Genomic DNA, 20,188 nt, shown 5'->3' on the forward strand with positions numbered 1-20,188 from the left:
GCAAAGAATGAATTGGAATTATTTTACTTTTGCCAAAACTCATGCAGGTAAAGTTCGTCCTTATAATGAGGATGCGTTATTGGATATGACTGAACAGCATATATGGGTTGTTGCTGACGGCATGGGCGGTCATAGCGCTGGCGATATCGCGAGTCAAATGCTGGTCGACAGAATTGCACGCCATATGCAAGATGTGCCAAACACCAATATAGATGATATTCGCGTAGCAGTGCAGCAAGCGAATTTTGAGATCTATCAATATGCTCAAATGAACTTAGATGGAAAGACAATGGGCACAACATTGGTGTTGTTGTTTATTCAGGATGGTTATTACCACTGCTTATGGGTTGGTGATAGCCGCATTTATCAACTAAGAAACGGTACTTTTGTACAAAAAACTCGTGACCATAGCCAAGTGATGGAGTTAGTTGAGCAAGGCTTGTTGGCATTTGAAGACGCAGAGTCCCATCCATTAGCCAATGTAATTACCCGAGCTGTTGGGGTTGATGAGATGGTGACGATAGACCAAGTATCGGGACAGCTTGCGGATGGTGACCAGTTCTTGTTGTGCAGTGATGGACTTTCCAAGGAACTAAGCTGTGATGAAATGCATAAAACTCTATGTGCAGATTCAGTTAACCAAGCTGGTTTGGCATTGATGCACTCTGCTCTGGTGCGTGGCGCTAGTGATAACGTGACGTGTGCGCTCATTAAAGTGCGTCAAGAACCTAGTGAGTTTGACTCCGCTAGGCGAGATGATGCGACTATTCCTGTGTTTTTGAGGGGGAGAGTATGAGTAACACGATGTTTGATTGGTATGAGCAAGTCCTTGCACCAATTTCGGAAGACAATCCGACTGGCATTGATCCAAGAGAGGATGTCTCTCCTCAGTCTGCTTATTATCGACTTAAAGATCAGCGAATGGTGGCAAGAAACGCAGAGCGAAACGCCATCATCGAAGAAGAGAGTATTCATACACATAACAACTTATGGCGCGTTTTTGTTGAAGAAGTACCAGAAGTTCTCGCTACACAATCAAAAGATTTTGAGTTTGTTGCCTGGCTAATAGAAGCATTAACTCGGCTTTATGGTTTTAGAGGCATGGGCGTAGGCTACAAAATTGCTAGCGCGTTTGTTGAGTCATATTGGGATGAGCTGCACCCAATGCCTGATGAAGACGGCATAGAAACGCGGATTTCTGCCATCACCGGACTTAATGGTATTGATAGTGAGGGAACGCTGATCTTTCCTCTTGCCTCGATTCCATTGACGGATATGGGTGTAGAGCAAGCTTATGCATATTGGGAATACCAACAAGCTATTGAACTCGAGCGCTTGGACGAAGACAAGCGAAGAGCACGAGTAGATCAAGGCGCAATTGAATTGTCGCGTATCACTGACACTGTGAAATCAACTTCTGATGAGTTTTACCAGTCTCTGATTGCAGATCTCGAGTTCGCTACAGGTGCTTTTAATGAGTTCAGTCAGCGACTTGATGACGCTGTAGGGGATGTAACGCCTAGCTCATATATTTCAAAAAGAATTGAATCAATACACGCGGCACTTAAGCACTTGTTGGGTAATCGTTTTAAGGATAAGGCTGAGGTCTCCATTTCTGACGAAAATGGTGATGAAGAGTTAGAAGAAGCAAGTCAACAAGCAGTTACTCACAACTCATCTGCGTTATTAGTTACAAACATGCAATCTCGAGAACAAGCTATTCAACAGTTGCAACATGTGGCGGACTTTTTTAGAGAAAGCGAGCCTCACTCACCAGTTTCTTACTCCATCGAACAAATTATTCGTTGGTGTGGAATGCCTCTGCCTGAATTACTGGCGGAACTAATCTCCGACGGAGACGCAAAACGAAGCTACTTCCGTTTGGTTGGCATAGCAGAACAAAATGAAAATTAATAAAGGGAGAATGGTATGACGAGTATCCACTCGAAACTTTCACGAGTACGGAAGCCTCGTGTTCACATTACCTACGATGTTGAAACCGAAGGAACAACTTTGAAAAAAGAGCTTCCTTTTGTGGTGGGTGTTATGGGCGACTTTGCAGGCCAAAATACCGAAGCATTGAAACCATTAAAGGATCGCCGTTTCATTCAAATCGATCGTGATAACTTCGATGATGTACTTAAAAAGATGAGTCCATCGGTTAAGTTCAAAGTCGCAAACAAGTTAGCAAATGACGATTCTGAATTTGCGGTTGAACTGAGCTTTAAATCGATGCAAGACTTTGAACCAGCAGCGATTGTCAATCAAGTAGAACCATTGCGTCAGCTGATGGAAACTCGTAACAAACTGCGAGACTTGATGACTAAAGTCGACCGTTCGGAAGAACTTGAAAACATCCTAGAAGAAGTTCTCAACAATACAGACAATTTGGCAAAACTAGCTGGTGAGCTAGATCTTGGCAAAAAAGCGCCATCAGAAAGTACTGAGGGAGCAGAATAATGACGACTCAAGTTGAAAAACAACTCGATCCTACGGTGGGTGAACAAACCACTTCATTTCTTGAACAGGCTATTGGTGCGACGAAGCAAACAGAAGCATCGAGAGCAGAAGAGCTGATCAAGACACTGACTGAAGAAGCGATGAAGGGGACGGTTTCTTGGAATAAAAACCTAACCGTAACTTTCCGTGAAGCGATTAATTTGCTTGATAGACAGATTTCAGAGCAGCTTTCTGAAGTTATGCACCATCCTGAGCTACAAAAGTTAGAAGGCTCATGGCGTGGGCTGAATTACTTAGTCATGAATTCTGAGACAAGTTCTACGCTGAAAATTCGCATGATCAGCATCACGAAGAAAGAGCTTCATAAAGACTTAAGTAAAGCGGTTGAATTCGATCAAAGTCAAATCTTTAAAAAAGTGTACGAATCTGAATTTGGTAGCGCTGGTGGTGAACCGTATGGTGCTTTAATTGGTGACTACGAGTTTACAAACCATCCAGAAGATATTGAGTCTTTGCGTTTAATGTCGAATGTTGCTGCTTCGGGTTTCTCACCATTCTTGTCTGCTGCTTCTCCTGCGCTATTTGGTTTTGATGAGTGGACAGAACTATCTAAACCGCGCGATTTAGATAAAGTCTTTGAGTCGTTGGAATATGCGCAATGGCGCTCTTTCCGTGAAAGTGCAGATTCTCGTTTTGTAAGCTTAACGATGCCTAAAGTATTAGCCCGCCTACCATACGGCCAAGCTACGTCTCCTGTAGAAGCGTTTGGCTTTGAAGAGTTTGATGTGGATCCTGTGTCGGGTATCGCCGTTAATGCTGATCACAATGATTATTGTTGGATGAACTCATCGTATGTGCTTGGCGTCAAACTGACGGATGCATTTTCTAAGTATGGTTTCTGTACTGCTATTCGTGGCGCAGAGGGTGGTGGTCGAGTTGATAACCTACCAACACACTTCTTCATGAGTGATGATGGTGACCCAGATATGAAGTGCCCAACGGAAATTGGCATTACAGACCGCCGTGAAGCGGAATTGGGTAAACTGGGTTTCTTACCGTTGTGTCACTACAAAAATACGAACTATGCCGTGTTCTTTGGTGCTCAAACTTGTCAAAAACCAGCAAATCATGAATCTCCAGAAGTGGCAGCAAACGCGGCAATTTCAGCAAGACTTCCTTACATGATGGCAACCTCTCGTTTTGCACATTATTTGAAAGTAATGGCTCGAGACAAGATCGGTAGCTTTATGGAAGCAGAAGACGTTGAATCTTGGTTGAACCGTTGGATTCTTGGCTATGTGAACGCTTCTGAAGGTGGCGGTCAAGAAATTCGTGCGAAATACCCTCTTGCCGACGCTCGCGTACAAGTTAAGGAAATTCCAGGTTCGCCTGGTTCTTACAACGCGGTTGCTTGGCTCAAGCCATGGCTTCAAATGGAAGAGCTAACCACGTCTTTAAGACTCGTTGCTAAAATTCCTCAGTCGGGTGGCTAAATAGAGTTAATGGCTGGTCACTTCGACCAGCCATTAAGCCAAGCTTATGGTAGTTATGACGAAAATAGATGCATTGAACTTTCTAGACCCAGAGGAACTCACACACGAGTTTACACCGATGGGCCTGGCTGAGTTTGACAGTCATTGGTTGACTCAATTTGTTGAATGTTCAGATTCAATACTTGCGGCACGAATTTGGTTGGAAGGCACGCAATCTAAAGATTTTGCGAGTTTTCGCCATAGCATTGTGAGCACGATTAATACCATTGACACACTATTACAGAAGCAGCTCAATGAGATCATTCATCATCCAGATTTTCAGAAATTAGAGTGTAGTTGGGTAGGCGTTCGATATTTATGTGAACAAGTTGATAAACCATCGTCTGACTCCGTAAAAATTAAAGTTCTATCTGCAACATGGAATGAAGTAAGTAAAGATGCGCTCAAGGCTATCGAGTTCGATCAGTCTGCCTTGTTTAAATTGCTCTATCAAAATGAATATGGAATGGCCGGAGGAGAACCCTTTGGTGTGGTTGTTGGTGATTATCAATTACGTTATGACCCGAGAACAAATTATTTTGATAGAGATATCTCTGTGCTAAGCAAGATATCTCAGTCTGCTGCTGCGGCATTTAGTCCATTTGTAATGTCTGCGTCTCCTGAAATATTCGGTGTGAACACATTTGCCGAACTTTCGTCGACTCGAGACGTTGCGGCACAATTTGAACAAATTGATTATGTCAAATGGAGACAGTTGCGAGATAACGATGATACCAAGTTTATTGGCTTAACCGCTCCTAACGTGCTTTTTCGACAACCCTACAAAAGTGATGGTTCTCGAAACGATCAATTTGAATTTCAAGAGAATATTGACGATTCAAATAACGATTTATTGTGGGGAAGTGGAGCATTCTGTTTTGCTGCTGTTTCGATTAGAGCATTCCAAGAGCACGGTTGGTTTACTCACATGCGAGGAATAAAACAGGGGGATTATAGTCAAGGCATTATTGTTGCTCCTACAAGAAACAAAACGCGCATTAATGGCAAAAATGACAGAGATAGATGCCCTTTAAATCTAAAAGTCTCTGAGCGTAAAGAGCAAGAACTGTCTGATTGTGGGTTCATTCCGATTTCACCAGTTCCTGAAACAGACATGGTCGGCATGACTTCCAATGTTTCGTTGTATAAGCCAAAACTGTACGAAGAGAAGCATGTTGCGACTAATGCAAAACTCACCTCAATGCTCCAATACACGATGTGTGTATCGCGTATAGCACACTACGTCAAAGTTATGGGGCGAGACAAGATAGGTGGCTATCAGGACGCGGCATCGCTCGAGAGGGAGTTTCAGACTTGGTTACATCAATATACAACGGCTTCAGACGAAGCTTCGGATGAACTCAGAGCTAAGTACCCATTGAACGAAGCGAAGATCAAAGTTAGAGAGAAACGCGATACGCCAGGGCACTTCTACTCGGTGATACATTTACGCCCTCATTTTCAGCTCGACCAAATGGTCTCAAGTATCAAATTAATTACGGAATTATCACCAGAACATTTGGTGTAAGGAAAGAAAGATGACTCAGTGGAAAAATGCCTTATCGGAAGGGCAGTTGCAACAAGCTTTAGAACTACTAATCGAAGCAATAAAGGCATCTCCCAAGGATGCCAGTTTGAGAAGCTCTTTTATTGAACTGCTTTGTATTGATGGTGATTTTGAGCGAGCTGATGAGCAACTGATGCAGTCTATTAAACTGTTTCCTGAATATCTTCCAGGCGCTAGCCAGTTAAGACATCTGGTTAAAGCTGCTCAAGCGCGAAAGGATTTCGCTCAAGGAGCGGCAACCGCGAAGGTATTGGGTGAGAACGAAGAACTAACTAAGTCATTGGTTAGCTTCAACTTATCAATGGTGAGTCAAGATTATGAACAAGTTTCTGAACTTGCTCTTCAAATCGAAGAACTGAGACAAGAAAAAGGCTTTTTAGCTAATGATACTTCGTTCTCAGACGTGCGGGATATTGATGATCGTTTAGGTGGTTACATTGAACTGTTTTCTACCGCAGGCAACTACTTCCTCGTCCCTATTGCTAGCATCAACACTTTAGAAATCAAATCTGCTACCTCTTTGCTAGAAAGTGTTTGGCGTCCCGTTGAGTTTGACATTGACGGTTTAGGTGAAGGTGAAGGCCATATGCCGATGACTTACGTGGATTCAGAAAGTGATGCTCAGAAACTAGGTCGTGAAACGGACTGGAAACAAATAGCTGATAAAGAAGTTTACTTAGGTTTAGGTCTGAAGTGTTGGCTTGTCGGTGAAATGGCGCTGCCGATTTCTGACTTACAAAATCTACAAGTAATAAAAGAGTTGGCGTAAGAGCAATTATGGCTTTAACGGTTTCACTGCTAGACAAGTTGATTGATAGCGACCCAACTACCAGAGAAGAAAAAGATTTTCCTGTCAGTCAGCAACACATGCTCAATGGTTTGTTAAGAGACTTAGAGTCGATGCTTAATAGTCGTATTGGTTGGAAAAATATTCACGAAGACTTTTTAGAAGTTAGATACTCAATTCTGAACTATGGGTTACCTGATTTTTCTTCAATGCCTTATAGCAGCCAAGATGGACAAAGTCAGTTGTGTGACATCGTTTATGAAGCTATTCGGGAGTTTGAACCTCGGTTAAGAAATCCGCACGTTCAAATTTCTGATGAAAAAAATGCGATAGATCGAACCTTACGGTTAGAAATTAGCGCAACTTGTTTGATTGATAATGATATCCACGAGTTGAAATTCAATTCGGAAGTCGAGCCTGTGAACTTAGGAATGAAGTTGAGTCGAGCGAAATGAGTGAAGAGTTTCTAAAATACTACAATCGTGAATTGGCCTATCTGCGACACAAAGGACAAGAGTTTGGTGAGCAATATCCTAAAATTGCGGCTAGGTTACGTATCAGCGAAGAACAAGTTGAAGACCCACATGTTGAACGTCTGTTGGAAGGTTGTGCTTTTTTAACCGCTCGGATAAGACAAAGTCTGGATAACAGTTACCCACAGTTTACGGAATCACTGATGGGACAGCTATATCCGGACTTTCATGCGCCAATTCCTTCGATGTCCGTGATCAAATTGAACTGTTCAGAGTCAACCACTAGTTCATTTGCTATTCCTGTGGGTGAAAGAGTCGAAGTTAGTGCCCCTGGATATCAAGATTGCCAGTTTCGAACCAGTTACCCGACAACAATGTATCCACTCGATATTATCTCTGGTTCATTTGAGAACGCGCCTTTCAAGCCTACTGGCTCTAAGTGGGAGCACAATGCGCACTCTGTACTAAGGTGTCAGCTGAGTGCTCATGATTCAGAGTCCTCTATCAATTCCATGGGTATCGATTGTTTGCGTTTGTACTTAAATGGACAGACGCAATTAACACTCAAGCTATATCAAATGTTATTCCAAAGTTTGATTGGTCTTTCAATCGTGTTGGATGGTAAAGAAATCATGCCTCTAACTAAGAGGCATCTTCAATCGGTTGGTTTTGGGGACGAGGAGCAAGTCGTCCCTTACAGTAAGAGAAGTTTTTCGGGATCTCGTTTATTGGTCGAGTACCTTCATTTCCCGGAAAAATTCATGTTCTTTGACTTGATTGAGCTCGGCTTAGATAAGTTAGAGATTCAAGGGCAGGTCGAAATTTGTTTTTACTTCGATACAAGCGATGACTGGCTACCAAAGCAAGTAGACGAGGAAAGTGTCATGGTTGGCTGTGTTCCCATTGTAAATCTGTTCAAATCAACCATGGAACCTAAACGTCTCCTTCCAACAGAGTACGAGTATCAATTATCTCCTCAATACCAAGATGCAGAGAGTAATGAAGTTGTCTCGATTTCTGATGTTACCTTGAGAAACTGGAACAAAACTTACGAGCACTTACCCTGCTACCATTCAGGAGAGCACACGCATTACATGAGTGCGAGTGAAGTGTATTGGTTAATGAGACGAGAGGATAAAAACTGGGCCGGTGGCTACGATGAGCCTGGTCGAGAGACTTATGTTTCTTTTGTTGATAAGCAATACCAGTTGTTCAGCCCTGAAAGCAGAGATAATTGGCTGATGTATGTGGAAGCTGAGTGTTGCAATCGTAATTTGCCACAAAAAATTCCATTTGGTGGCGGGCTACCAAAGGTTCAGTTACCCAATGTTGATGATAATTTTAAATCAATCAGGTGCTTAACGTCTCTCTCCGAAACGCTTAGACCAGAGATGGATGAAAGCACACGATGGCAGCTTACCAAGCTATTAACATTAAACCATTTTACTGAAGCTGACGGCCTAGCAACGTTAAAACAAACATTGAACTTGTATGCATTTGCAGGCACTGCCGAAACAAAAGCCGTTATAGATGCTCTAGTCAAGCTAGAGTTTGAACATACAACCGGTAGGGTTAGTCAGAAAGGAAAAGTTGGTTTTGCACATGGAGTAAAGCTGATTCTAACAGTATCCGATCAGATACTGCCAAAAGAGCAGATCTTTTTATTGGGTAGCGTGTTATCTATTTACTTTGCTCAATATGCGGAGATTAACGTGTTTACGCAGTTAGAGATTAAGTTGAAATCAACCAGCAGCTCCTTTCACGTATGGCCTGCGCTGACAGGTGATAAGGTGTTGTTATGAGCTCAGAGGACTTCTACCGCGAGCTAAAGCAACGTTCTTTGTTTGAATCTATTCATCTTATTGAGCAAGAGCTTTTGAAAGTTGAATCGCAAATTGGAACAGATGCATTACCAAAAAACGAGAAACTCAACTTAAAGGTCAATGCGTCTTTAGGCTTTGAGAATGCGCAACTCGTTTCTACTAAACCATTAGGTAAAGATAAATTAGCGCTTGAGACAAATTTGATTGGCTTGACGGGGGAGCAGGGTGTACTGCCTCAGCATTACAGTGAGCTTGCATTGCATCGACTGAAAGAAGGCGATCATGCGATGGTGGACTTCTATGACATTTTTAACCACCGGCTTTTATCCCTCTATTATCGAAGTTGGCAGTTGAGTCAGTTAACCATACAAGCGCGTGCGCATGCAAAAAATCAGCGCTCCCCATTAACTGATTGCATGTCGTCATTGACTGGCGATGGGAATGATCTAGCACTGCATTATGGCGGCATGTATGCATCTCCAACACGAAGTAAAGGTGCATTGAAGAGCATTTTGGAATGTTTGTCTGGTTGCCAAATTCGTATTCACGAGTTTCAAGGTCAATGGATGCGACTGTCTAAATCTGAACAAACTCGTTTGGCATCGAAAAGTATGCCCGAAGGCCAGTTTGCACAACTCGGTGCTGGTGCGTCACTAGGAAAAAAAGCCTGGAATATCAATGCAAGTACAACAATTGAGTTTCTCCCAAAGGAAAGTAAGCAAGTCAAAAATCTATTACCCAAGACCAATACATTGAAAACGATAAAACGGGTAGCAGGTGACTTCATTGGCAAACACAAGCACGTTAAGTGGCAACTTACGACTAAACATAGTCTATTGCCTCAAGTTCAAATATCTAAGCAACAAGGTCAGTTAGGTGTCGGCTCTGTACTGAAAAAACATGAACGTACGGAAGATCGCAACATAACAATTACGGTTTAAAGGAAACATAATGGCTTCATTATCACTTTCAGCGTTGGTCGAAAGATTGTCTCCGCAAGCGAAGGAAACGCTAGAGCAAGCGGCGGCAATGGCAAGTTCGCGTACACATCATAGTATAGAGTTGACCCACTGGTTGTTGGCGATAGTTCAACATCCATCCGGTATTTATTCAGAAGTGTTTGAAGCTTTTGATATTGATGAAAGAAAAGTCGAAGAACAACTGCAAGCTCAGCTTGAAAAATACAAAACTGGATGCCAAACCGTCCCAGGCCTTTCTGCTCATACTGTAACCATGATGCAGAATGCTTTGATGTGCGCAACGATAGAGTTTCATGAAGAACAAGTGAACTGTATCCACTTACTGTTTGCATATCTTTCTGATGACACGCTAGTGAATATGATGAATGCTATTAGCGCGGAGCTAGACAAAGTCGAACCATCTCGCCTAGTCGTAATTAAAGAGCATGTGAGCGATGGTGGAAACAATACTTCTAAGGCGACGAGCAGCTCGAACTCTGCATTGAATCAGTTCACAACGGATCTTACTGAGCAAGCTAAAGCTGGAAAAATAGATCCTGTTATCGGTCGCGACAATGAAATCCGCTTGATGATCGATATCTTATTGCGTCGCCGCCAAAACAATCCGATCTTAACGGGTGAGGCTGGTGTAGGTAAAACTGCGGTAATTGAGGGGCTGGCGCAAAAAATAGTGGATGGGGATGTTCCTCCGGCTTTACATGATGTTGCCATCAAATCACTCGATCTTGCTTTGCTTCAGGCGGGTGCGGGGATGAAAGGGGAGTTTGAAAACAGACTTAAAAATCTCATTCGAGAAGTTAACGAATCTTCGCAGCCAATCATTCTTTTTATCGATGAAGCTCATGGTCTAATCGGAGGTGGTGGTCAAGCGGGACAAGGTGATGCTGCTAATATATTGAAACCAGCGTTGGCTCGAGGAGAGTTACGGACCATCGCTGCAACTACTTGGGCTGAATACAAAAAATATTTTGAGAAAGATGCCGCGTTAACGAGGCGCTTCCAGGTTGTGAAAGTAGACGAGCCGACTCCTGAGTTAGCGGTAGATATGCTTAGAGGCTTGGTTAACATCATGGGGCAACATCATGATGTTTATATCACAAGCCAAGCACTGAATGCTGCGGTACAACTTTCTGCTCGCTACATCAACGGACGCCAACTACCAGATAAAGCAGTATCGGTATTAGATACTGCATGTTCGCGTGTTGCATTGAGCCAATCTGCCACTCCGGGCGCGTTGGATAGCAAAAAGAAAAAGCTAAACATCAAAGAAGCGGAGTTTCAACAACTTTCCAAAGAGGCTCTGTTAGGCGTAAGTCACGATGAACAGCTTAATAATATTCGATATGAGATCGATGAGTTATCTAATCAAGTCATAGAATTAGAGGCAATTTGGGAACAAGAAAAGCAGTGGGTTCAAGAAGCTAAGTCCTTGAGAGCTAAGGTGATAGAAGAGAATGCCGACTGTGACAAAGAGCGATTACAGGAAATCGAATCGAACTTAGCGCTCAACGCGCAACCTTTAGTCTTTTCTCATGTGAATGAATCTTTGATTGCTGAGGTAATTTCTGATTGGACAGGTATTCCACTTGGAAAATTGCAAGATGACGAAATTGAAGCGGTTCTTAACCTAAAAGATAGCTTGTGCGAGCGAGTGGTGGGGCAAGATCATGCTCTAGAAATCATGTCCGAAGTGATCAAAACAGCAAGTGCCCAATTGACGGATGAAACCAAACCTAATGGCGTGTTTTTATTAACTGGCCCTAGTGGTGTCGGAAAAACGGAATCTGCTCTTGCTATCGCAGAGAAAGTTTATGGGAGCGAAGACAACGTAACCACGATAAATATGTCGGAATTCAAAGAAGAGCATAAGGTTTCATTGTTGTTAGGCTCTCCTCCTGGATATGTCGGATACGGTGAGGGGGGCGTTCTAACGGAAGCCGTAAGGCGTAAACCTTACAGTGTGATTCTGTTGGATGAAATGGAAAAAGCGCACCCCGGTGTGCAAGATATTTTCTATCAAGTGTTTGATAAAGGCTCCATTAAAGATGGTGAAGGTCGAGATATCGATTTTAAAAACACCATCATTATCATGACGGCGAATACTGGCACAGAAACCACAATGTCTCTCTATGCAGATCCAGATTTAGCGCCAGAACCGGAAGCTTTAAAAGAAGCGCTTAGAGATGACTTGCTAACAGATTTTAAACCTGCATTTTTGGGGCGGGTTAATGTATTACCTTACTTGCCTCTCGGAAAAGAAGTCCTAACGGAAATAACTAAGTTAAAACTCAACAAAGTATCTAACCGTATCCGAAAACATTATTCGGCAGGGTTGTATTTTGATGAACAACTAATTAATGACATTGTAGACAATAGTAATGAGTCAGGAAGTGGTGCTCGTGTAGTTCAAACCACCATTGAAAATAATTTACTTCCTAAAATTTCTCATGAAATATTGAATGCAATTCTTAATGGTAAGACGTTCGATGAAATTAATGTTAGAGGTTCAATTAAAGAACTAGAAGTCTCACTTATTTAACAAGTTTAACTCTGTAAATAATAATTGAGAGTTGCTTCATAATAACTATTATTAGTTATAAATATCGCTTAATTTAAATCTAATTTAAAGATATAAAGGAGCGTATTTAAAATGAAGTTTTTGATACATCAATCATTAATTATCATTATTCAGATAATTTAATTAATACGAAATATGTCAATTAATAATGCTCTAGGAGATTAGCATGCAGTCTAATACGTATCTTAAATACGCAGATATTAAAGGTGAAGCGACAGCGGAACAATATAAGGATTTAATTACACTACTATCTGTAGATTGGAGTGTTGGTCGTGAAATTTCTTCTTACACGGGTACAGCAATGGACCGTGAAGCAAGTGCAACACGCCTATATGATTTAACTATCACTAAACTTCAAGATCGTTCGTCTCCTGATCTATTCAAGGAAGCAACAATCGGTAAAGGTAAACCTGCAGTATTCCACATCACTAAGCAGGGCGAAAAAGTTGAAGAAATCATGAAAATCGAACTGACTGATGCGATGATTTCTAACTACTCAGTATCGATTCAAGATGATCGCCCAGTAGAAACTATCACAATTTCATACACTGAAATGATGATGACAGTGACACCTACTGATGACAAAAACAACACATCTGCTCCGTTGGTTTACGGTTACAGCGGTGTTAAAGGTCAACAAATGTAATTTATTGTGCGGAGGGGTTATCTCCTCCGCCATTTCAAAAGGAAATATAAGTATCCAATGAAAAAAGCAAGTCAAGACAACAACTTTATCCGTATTTCTTCTCCGTTTGGAAAAGATGCTCTTATTCTCAATTCGTTCGAATATAGAGAAGGGATCTCGGAGCTTTTTTCATTGCGTGCTAAAGCTTATTTTAATGATCAAAAAAATGAGCTCAATGAAATCGTGGGTAAAGAAGTAACGATTTCAATGGAAAATAGTAGTCGTGTTTCTAAAAGTCCGCGTTTTTTCCATGGCATTGTCTCTGCTGCAAAGCTCGAAGGCCAGAGAGTGATGAATTCTCATAATGGAGAAAACTACAAAAATATTGAAATTATTGTTGAACCGAAAGTTAAGTTCGCAGCGTACAGAAATAATTGTAAGATCTTTCAGAAGAAAAATATAAAAGACATTATTTCCGAAGTGCTTTCAGAGCATGGTGTTGCATTTAAATTTGAACTAAAAAATACGTATCCCCAATATTCCTACAAAGTTCAGTATGAAGAATCTGATCTTGCTTTTGTTCAGCGCCTCCTAGCCGAAGAGGGGCTCTCTTTTTGCTTTAGTCACTCTAAATCATCCCATGTCCTAGATATTTTTGATGATGTAAGCTTTTACAAACCCAGTCCTGAGTTTATGGTCGATTTCGATACAGGCAGTTCAGAGTCGAGTCACATTTCTGCTTGGAACGAAACACAAGTTTTAACGACTAAATCAAGCCAGAAGTCTGGCTTCAATATGCTAAAACCAGCCTCACAACCCAAAAACGTAGCTGCTGGTGATACTGCACTGTTTACCGTACCTGCGAGTGAGTATTTTGAGTATCTGGGTGAAACAGAAAGTGACGATCAGTACTCGCTTCGAAACACTCACGCAATTGAATCCCTTCAACAGAACGTTTATCTATGTAGCGGAGAGGCGAGTTGTCGAACCTTTTCTGTGGGTAAATGTTTTAAGTTCAAAAAACACGAAGATAAATCGCGAGTAGGAAAAGAATATGTCTTGGCCTCTGTGACGATTTTTGCTTCTGTGTTTAATCAAACTGGTCTGGGTGGCACCGCTTCTCAAGGTGTTCGTGTTGCGTTTACTTGTGTGGACTCTAAAACCATTTTAAGGCCGGCGGTTACTTACCCTAAACCGCAAATTAAAGGTCTTCAAACAGCCATTGTGACTGGTAATAAAGACGGTGAGGTATACGTTGATAAACATGGCAGAATAAAAGTACAGTTCCATTGGGATCGTTTGGGTAAGTACGATGTAAATAGTTCGTGTTGGATTCGAGTTGCTCAAAGTGTTGCCGGAAATGGATGGGGTGCGGTGTTTCATCCTCGGGTAGGGCAAGAGGTTATCGTAGAGTTTGTGAATGGCGACCCAGATCAACCTATTGTCACGGGTGCGCTGTATAACGGGAGCCAGTTGCCCCCGTATTCTCTTCCAGAGAAAAGTTCTCAAAGCGGTTTTAAGTCCCGCTCAGTTCAAAAAGGAAACGCCAATTTCAACGAGTTACGCTTTGAAGATAAACCTGGCGAAGAACACATTTACCTTCACGCAGAAAAGTTGTTCCAAATGTTAGTCGAAGACTGCGTGGATATTGTAGTTGAGAACAATAAAGTTGAGAAAGTAACCAACGATGTAACTCAAGACGTTGGAAAAAATGCGATGTTAAAGGTGGGAGAGAACTATACCTCTGACACTGGAAAAGTGTTGTCCCTCAATGCAGGGAAAAGTATTGAAATTAAAGTCGGTGGAGCCTCAATTCAAATGTCGAGTTCTGGCGAAATCAACATTAAGGGCAACAAGATTTCTATCAATGGCTCTGCAATCGCATTGAAAGCAGGACAAATCTCTTTGAATTAAGAGGGAACTGAGAATGGGTAAACCAGCAGCAGTGATTGGAAGTTTTCACCTTTGTCCAAAGAAAACAGGCAAGATCCCTCATGTTGGAGGTCCTGTTGTTATGGGTTCTCCAAATGTAAAAATAGGAGGCATCCCTGCCGCGAGAAAAGGTGACAAACTCGTTTGTATCGGGCCGCCTGACAGCATATCTGCGGGGTCTTCTAGCGTTAAGATTAATGGTAAACCGGCTGCTAGATCAGGGGACTCTACATCTCATGGTGGAAAAATTCTCGTCGGTGTACCGACCGTCCTCATCGGGGGATAGATGCGAATTGGTTTTAAGATGCCTTTATGTCTTATTGACGATGAGGAAGTACAAGTCAGCTCTATTCTCGATGCTTCATTTAGGTTTTCCGGTGAAAGAACACAAAACGTTAACAATGAAGTTTATGAAGAACGACTTTTTAAGCTGATTGCGTCACATGGGAGAAGCTTAAAACAAGCAGAAGTATCTGGTTGTGTTTGCGTATTGTTGCCCCAACTCAGCGACAAAACGCTACTGAAAAAAATCATGCTTGAGATATCCTCTGCCTTAGGTGGTCATCCAAGTACAAATATCTACTTGTATCCTTACGGGCAGGCATCCTTTTTGATGGCTCTTGGAAGAATAGAAAGAGAGTTGGTCTCAAGTCGACCTACCTGGGTTTTGGGATTTAATGCCAAAAATGATGACGTGAATGGTTCGCGTAGTTCGGTCGTGGCGGCGAAATGCGAGCCGTGCAAAGGTGGTTTATTCAGCAGAAACGTTTGTGTTGATTTAGATGCCACACAACAGTCAATCGCAGTAGAGAAGGTCCTTCAGCAGTTAGGGCTTAACTGTAAATATCCAGTGAGTGACTTTACTGTATCTGTTGAAGGCGAAGAGCCTATTTGGATGCATCATATTCAGAGCTTCTCAACGTGGATTACCTCCGACACTAGATACCATTTTCTGAATGTGAAGTTAGGTTCGCTTGGGGCCTGTAGCGGTATTCTCAAAGCTGTCTGCCTGTATCAACAACAAATGAACGAGATGAGTGAACGCTTTCACGCTGTTCAGCTAGACATCGAGCCAAGTGGGTATGTTGTTGGAGCCTTATTTGGTCGAAATGAGAGCGAAAATTCTTAGATCAATCAACACAAACCACATGAAAAGCTTACGAAGTCACGATATCCTAACGGGATAATAAGATAACGCCATGTTTGTGGCAGAAAGTGAATTCGAATGAAGTTTATCCACACCTCAGATTGGCATCTTGGCCGACAGTTTCACAATGTCTCTTTGCTTGAAGATCAGCAGGCAGTTCTTGAGCAACTTATCCAATATATTGAAAACAATCCGGTTGATGCTGTAATCGTTGCCGGAGATGTCTATGATCGCTCCGTTCCACCAACGATTGCTATCGAGTTGCTTAATCGAGTCGTAAAGCGAATCTGTGGTGAGCTCAATACTCCTATGATATTGATTTCAGGCAATCACGATGGCGCAGAGCGTTTGGGTTTTGGTTCTGAGCAAATGAAACGTTCGGGATTGCATATCATCAGCAACTTTGAAGATATGTTAACGCCAGTTGTGATTGAATCGAAAGCCGCTGGTCATGTGGCTTTCTATGGAATGCCATACAATGATCCTGAACAAGTACGTTATGTGTATAAAGAGCCGGTGTCGACACACGATGAAGCTCATAAACTGATTGCCGAAAAAATTACAGAGCAGTTCCAATCTGAGCATCGAAATATTCTAATCAGTCATTGCTTTGTAGATGGTGCTATTGAATCTGAATCAGAGCGACCACTCTCTATCGGTGGCTCTGATCGAGTTAGCCACGAGCACTTTTTAAACTTCGATTATGTCGCGTTAGGTCATTTGCACCAACCTCAAAAGAAAGGTGAGGAGTACATTCGTTATTCTGGTTCGTTGATGAAGTACAGCTTCGGTGAACAAAATCAAAAGAAAGGCTTCACATTAGTTGAAATCGGCAAAGATGGCTTTATTGGGGCGGAACATATTGAGTTAACGGCGCCTCATGAAATGCGTATCGTTGAAGGCGAATTGGAACAAATTCTAGAGTGGGGCAAAACGGACCCGAAAAATGAAGATTATTTACTGGTGAGATTAATGGATAAACACGCCATTTTGAACCCGATGGAGAAACTTCGCACGGTTTACCCGAATGTTTTGCAGCTAGAAAAGCCAGGAATGCTAATTGGTGTCGAGCAAGAAATGGCGCAAGCTAAGCTCGCTCGCAGTGAAATTGACATGTTCAAAGATTTCTTTGCTGAAGCACAGGATAGTGAGTTATCAAATGAGCAAGAGCAAGCAATCAGCAACATCATTAAGCAACTTTCACAGCAGTAAGGGCCAAATATGAAACCAATCAAACTCACGATGCAAGCCTTTGGTCCGTTTGCGAAAACAGAAACTATTGATTTTGAAAAGCTTGGAAGTAATGCTTTATTTTTAATTAATGGACCTACGGGTTCAGGTAAAACCTCGATCTTAGACGCGATTTGCTTTGCGCTATATGGCGAAACCACTAGCAATGAACGTCAAGGGATCCAAATGCGCTGTGATTTAGCATCGCCACAGCTGCTAACCGAAGTAACTCTAGATTTCTCTTTGCATGGCAAAGTTTACCGAGTGACTCGCGCGCCGGAGCAAGAAGCTCCGAAAGCCCGTGGTGAGGGCTTGACCGTTCGCAAACACACGGCGTCATTGTATGAATTGGGTGAGACAGAAAAACTCATCACCAGCAAAACGACCCAAGTTAAAACTGAGATCACTAATATTATTGGTTTGAACGAAACTCAGTTCCGTCAGGTTATGGTATTGCCTCAAGGTAAATTTCGCGAGCTGTTATTAGCAACGTCTAAAGAGCGTGAAGAGATCTTTGGCCAGTTGTTCGAAACGGATATCTACAAAAAGATTGAATACGCCTTAAAAGACAAAGCAAGCTCGATAAGCAAAGCAAAAGATGAGTTTGATAACCAAATTCGTGGCGCGCTTCAAGTTGCGGGAGTGACATCAGAAGCGGAATTAACAGAACAACGTGAAACGCTGTCTGTCCAATTCGCGTCAGCGCAAAAGCGAGAGCAGGAATCGCTTGCTCAGTTAAATGCCGTGAAAACAGAAATTCAGAGAGCTGAAACGTTAAGTAATGAATTTAAAAAGCGTGAACAAGCAGAAGCCTCGCTCCATCTGCACTTGCAACAAACTGAAACCATTTCGGCTCGCCAACTGCAGTTAGAGAATGCGAAAAAGGCGAGTAGGATTGAACTGCCTTATATCACGCTGCAAAATGCCGCCCAGCAAGTTCAAGATTTAAACCAAAAGGTTGCCGTTCTTTCTCAAGATTTAAAAGCCGCTGACGACGTCTTAAAAACGAAGGAACAAGCCTTCCAACAGGCAAAAGAACAAGCTAATCGGGTTCCTACGCTGACAGAGCAGCAATACCAACTTGAAAGCATGAAAAGCAAGTTGGTCGAGAAGGTTGAACTGGATAGTGCCATCGCTGCAGGACTTCAGCAGAAATCAGAATTTGAAGAAACGCTAAAAAAATACATAGTGTTTAGGGAAAAACTGACGCAAGACGCCCTGCAAGCGCAAAAAGTGTTGGAGCAAGCTCGCATTGATGTCGCAAGTATTGGTGGTGTGGATGCAGAGATCAAACAGCAGCAGCGTTTGATGTCGGATGTTCAAAAGTTAGGTAATTTAAATCAAGAGCTTTCAAAGTTAGATGCATTGACGTCAAGTAAACAAGCCTCGGTAACTCAAGCCAAGTCTTATTATGAAAACCTTCAACGTGAAGCGGATGCGTTAGAGCTCAGTTGGCATAATGCGCAAGCGGCAGTTCTTGCTCTTCGTTTACAAACTGGAGAGAAGTGTCCCGTTTGTGGTAGTACCGAACATCCTCAGCCTGCTCAATTTGTTGGTGATGAAGTCACAAAAGAGCAAGTTCAACAGGCTCGTCATCAGGAGCGTGAGGCTCAAATCACGCTGAACCAATTGAGCAACCAGTTGGAACAACACAATATTGCGATTGCTCAATACACGCAGCAAATTGAGCAAATGGTTTCGGAGTTAGGGCAGAACGCGAACCTAGAGCTGCAAGCATTACAGGCATCAATTCATCAACTCAATGAACGATTACAGCATTTGAACGCAATTAATATTGCTCAGCTTGAGCAAAGCGTGAACGAGTTGAATCAACGTTGTGTGGTTGGCGAAGGTAAGATCAACGATTTGCAAAACCAGATGGCTGCAAATGAATCGACGATTAAAGCAAATCAGCAGCAGTTAGCGAAATTGAGTGCGTCATTAGATGATAAATACACATCACTAGAGCAACTAGAAAACGACTTGACTCAGATACACAAGCAAATTGTTGAGCTGAATAACGGCCTAGAATCTGCGCAAGCACAGTTACAACAAGCTGTGCTGGCGAAATCAAATGTCGATAGTCAGTTGACGACTCACCAACAGTGGCTGTTGGAAGCGAATAGTAAACTGGAAAATGCTAAAACCGAATGGGAAAGCGCACTAAAAGCGAGTGCGTTTGCTGATGAAGGGCACTTCTTACAGAGTAAAGTGAGTGAACAACAAACTCAAACTTGGCAACAAGAAATAGATAACTTTAAGCAGACACAAATTCAGTTAGAACAAACTCTTGCGGATTTAAATCAAGCTTTGAAGGCGGTCGATAAGCCTAATTTAGAAGCGCTTAACGTCAGTTTAAGCACTGCTCAACATTCGTATCTAGAAATTAGAAATCAGCTGGATAGCACGCGTTCACTGTTTGAGGGTTTGGAAAAAGTTCGCAATGAAATTTCGAATCTGCACGATAAAAACCGTAAATTAGAGGAAGAGTACAAAGTTTTCGGTACGCTTTATGATGTCGCCAGTGGTAAAACGGGCAGCCGTATCAGTTTACACCGATTTGTGTTGGGGGTTTTATTGGATGATGTGTTGATTCAAGCTTCTCAACGACTGAGTTTGATGAGCAAGGGTCGATATATTCTAGCGCGTAAAACAGAGGGTTTTAAGGGTGCAGCAGGGCGAGGACTTGATCTCGTGGTGGAAGACGGTTACACCGGAAAAATGCGTGATGTTGCAACGTTGTCGGGTGGAGAATCCTTCATGGCAGCTTTAGCTTTGGCATTAGGCTTGTCTGATGTCGTGCAATCTTACAGCGGTGGAATTCGTTTAGATACGTTATTCATCGACGAAGGCTTTGGTAGCTTGGACCCTGAATCTCTCGATCTGGCGATTCAAACATTGGTCGACTTGCAACAAACGGGCCGCATGATTGGCGTAATTTCGCACGTGTCTGAACTCAAAGAGCAGATGGCGTTGCGAATCGATGTTGAACCGTCTAGGTTTGGTTCTACCGTTTCGGTTAAATCTCAGATGCTAATATCTAAATAAAAATCA

Annotated in this window: 16 protein-coding genes; all 16 read left to right on the forward strand. The window is 42.4% G+C overall.

Annotated features, from left to right (window positions below; genetic code table 11):
- Window positions 1-7: 7 nt before the first annotated feature.
- The 16 genes from NL646_RS01170 (at window position 8) to NL646_RS01245 (ending at window position 20,182) form a co-directional block, all read left to right on the forward strand.
- Window positions 8-796, forward strand: a complete 789-nt coding sequence (locus NL646_RS01170; protein ID WP_140166106.1) for a PP2C family serine/threonine-protein phosphatase — start codon at window positions 8-10, stop codon at window positions 794-796.
- A complete protein-coding gene (gene tssA, locus NL646_RS01175) occupies window positions 793-1,914 on the forward strand; it encodes a type VI secretion system protein TssA (protein ID WP_005480330.1) in 1,122 nt (373 codons plus the stop codon). The genes NL646_RS01170 and tssA overlap by 4 nt, the downstream gene beginning before the upstream one ends.
- A 15-nt stretch (window positions 1,915-1,929) precedes the next feature.
- The gene (tssB, locus tag NL646_RS01180; protein WP_005463809.1) at window positions 1,930-2,460 is read left to right on the forward strand and encodes a type VI secretion system contractile sheath small subunit; all 531 of its coding nucleotides are present in this window, start codon (window positions 1,930-1,932) and stop codon (window positions 2,458-2,460) included.
- Complete coding sequence (gene tssC, locus NL646_RS01185; RefSeq protein WP_005463811.1) at window positions 2,460-3,953, forward strand: type VI secretion system contractile sheath large subunit; 1,494 nt, start codon at window positions 2,460-2,462, stop codon at window positions 3,951-3,953. The genes tssB and tssC (NL646_RS01185) overlap by 1 nt, the downstream gene beginning before the upstream one ends.
- A gap of 55 nt (window positions 3,954-4,008) precedes the next feature.
- Window positions 4,009-5,520 (forward strand): type VI secretion system contractile sheath large subunit, encoded by a 1,512-nt coding sequence (gene tssC, locus NL646_RS01190; RefSeq protein WP_005480259.1) that lies wholly within the window; start codon window positions 4,009-4,011, stop codon window positions 5,518-5,520.
- A gap of 10 nt (window positions 5,521-5,530) precedes the next feature.
- Window positions 5,531-6,328, forward strand: a complete 798-nt coding sequence (locus NL646_RS01195; RefSeq protein WP_005463815.1) for a type VI secretion system accessory protein TagJ — start codon at window positions 5,531-5,533, stop codon at window positions 6,326-6,328.
- A gap of 8 nt (window positions 6,329-6,336) precedes the next feature.
- A complete protein-coding gene (gene tssE, locus NL646_RS01200; protein ID WP_015313304.1) occupies window positions 6,337-6,801 on the forward strand; it encodes a type VI secretion system baseplate subunit TssE in 465 nt (154 codons plus the stop codon).
- Window positions 6,798-8,621: a type VI secretion system baseplate subunit TssF gene (tssF, locus tag NL646_RS01205; protein WP_140262386.1), complete on the forward strand. Its 1,824-nt coding sequence runs from the start codon at window positions 6,798-6,800 to the stop codon at window positions 8,619-8,621. Before tssE ends, tssF begins: the two co-directional genes overlap by 4 nt.
- Window positions 8,618-9,583 carry a type VI secretion system baseplate subunit TssG gene (gene tssG / locus NL646_RS01210; RefSeq protein WP_021450826.1) on the forward strand — a complete coding sequence of 322 codons (966 nt, stop codon included), beginning with the start codon at window positions 8,618-8,620 and terminating at the stop codon, window positions 9,581-9,583. Before tssF ends, tssG begins: the two co-directional genes overlap by 4 nt.
- Window positions 9,584-9,593: 10 nt before the next feature.
- Window positions 9,594-12,161: a type VI secretion system ATPase TssH gene (tssH, locus tag NL646_RS01215; RefSeq protein ID WP_237458761.1), complete on the forward strand. Its 2,568-nt coding sequence runs from the start codon at window positions 9,594-9,596 to the stop codon at window positions 12,159-12,161.
- A gap of 205 nt (window positions 12,162-12,366) precedes the next feature.
- Window positions 12,367-12,846 carry a type VI secretion system tube protein Hcp gene (locus NL646_RS01220; protein WP_005375967.1) on the forward strand — a complete coding sequence of 160 codons (480 nt, stop codon included), beginning with the start codon at window positions 12,367-12,369 and terminating at the stop codon, window positions 12,844-12,846.
- Window positions 12,847-12,903: 57 nt separating this feature from the next.
- Window positions 12,904-14,739 carry a type VI secretion system tip protein TssI/VgrG gene (gene tssI, locus NL646_RS01225; protein ID WP_021450828.1) on the forward strand — a complete coding sequence of 612 codons (1,836 nt, stop codon included), beginning with the start codon at window positions 12,904-12,906 and terminating at the stop codon, window positions 14,737-14,739.
- Window positions 14,740-14,752: 13 nt separating this feature from the next.
- Complete coding sequence (locus tag NL646_RS01230) at window positions 14,753-15,043, forward strand: PAAR domain-containing protein (RefSeq protein ID WP_005499010.1); 291 nt, start codon at window positions 14,753-14,755, stop codon at window positions 15,041-15,043.
- The gene (locus NL646_RS01235) at window positions 15,044-15,886 is read left to right on the forward strand and encodes a transhydrogenase beta subunit (RefSeq protein ID WP_237458762.1); all 843 of its coding nucleotides are present in this window, start codon (window positions 15,044-15,046) and stop codon (window positions 15,884-15,886) included.
- Window positions 15,887-15,982: 96 nt separating this feature from the next.
- On the forward strand, window positions 15,983-17,116 hold the full coding sequence (locus NL646_RS01240; protein ID WP_237458764.1) for an exonuclease SbcCD subunit D: 1,134 nt from the start codon (window positions 15,983-15,985) through the stop codon (window positions 17,114-17,116).
- 9 nt (window positions 17,117-17,125) lie between these two features.
- Entirely contained in the window at window positions 17,126-20,182 is a 3,057-nt protein-coding gene (locus tag NL646_RS01245) for an AAA family ATPase (RefSeq protein WP_253663739.1), read from the forward strand.
- The last annotated feature ends 6 nt before the right edge of the window (window positions 20,183-20,188 follow it).

The organism is Vibrio sp. Y20_XG_PY13 (genome assembly GCF_024181925.1).
GTDB classification, from domain to species: domain Bacteria; phylum Pseudomonadota; class Gammaproteobacteria; order Enterobacterales; family Vibrionaceae; genus Vibrio; species Vibrio parahaemolyticus.

Coding starts and splice junctions, on each gene's coding strand:
- NL646_RS01170 (WP_140166106.1), top strand. CDS start 8: ATGAATTGGAATTATTTTACTTTTGCCAAAACTCATGCAGGTAAAGTT.
- tssA (WP_005480330.1), top strand. CDS start 793: ATGAGTAACACGATGTTTGATTGGTATGAGCAAGTCCTTGCACCAATT.
- tssB (WP_005463809.1), top strand. CDS start 1,930: ATGACGAGTATCCACTCGAAACTTTCACGAGTACGGAAGCCTCGTGTT.
- tssC (WP_005463811.1), top strand. CDS start 2,460: ATGACGACTCAAGTTGAAAAACAACTCGATCCTACGGTGGGTGAACAA.
- tssC (WP_005480259.1), top strand. CDS start 4,009: ATGACGAAAATAGATGCATTGAACTTTCTAGACCCAGAGGAACTCACA.
- NL646_RS01195 (WP_005463815.1), top strand. CDS start 5,531: ATGACTCAGTGGAAAAATGCCTTATCGGAAGGGCAGTTGCAACAAGCT.
- tssE (WP_015313304.1), top strand. CDS start 6,337: ATGGCTTTAACGGTTTCACTGCTAGACAAGTTGATTGATAGCGACCCA.
- tssF (WP_140262386.1), top strand. CDS start 6,798: ATGAGTGAAGAGTTTCTAAAATACTACAATCGTGAATTGGCCTATCTG.
- tssG (WP_021450826.1), top strand. CDS start 8,618: ATGAGCTCAGAGGACTTCTACCGCGAGCTAAAGCAACGTTCTTTGTTT.
- tssH (WP_237458761.1), top strand. CDS start 9,594: ATGGCTTCATTATCACTTTCAGCGTTGGTCGAAAGATTGTCTCCGCAA.
- NL646_RS01220 (WP_005375967.1), top strand. CDS start 12,367: ATGCAGTCTAATACGTATCTTAAATACGCAGATATTAAAGGTGAAGCG.
- tssI (WP_021450828.1), top strand. CDS start 12,904: ATGAAAAAAGCAAGTCAAGACAACAACTTTATCCGTATTTCTTCTCCG.
- NL646_RS01230 (WP_005499010.1), top strand. CDS start 14,753: ATGGGTAAACCAGCAGCAGTGATTGGAAGTTTTCACCTTTGTCCAAAG.
- NL646_RS01235 (WP_237458762.1), top strand. CDS start 15,044: ATGCGAATTGGTTTTAAGATGCCTTTATGTCTTATTGACGATGAGGAA.
- NL646_RS01240 (WP_237458764.1), top strand. CDS start 15,983: ATGAAGTTTATCCACACCTCAGATTGGCATCTTGGCCGACAGTTTCAC.
- NL646_RS01245 (WP_253663739.1), top strand. CDS start 17,126: ATGAAACCAATCAAACTCACGATGCAAGCCTTTGGTCCGTTTGCGAAA.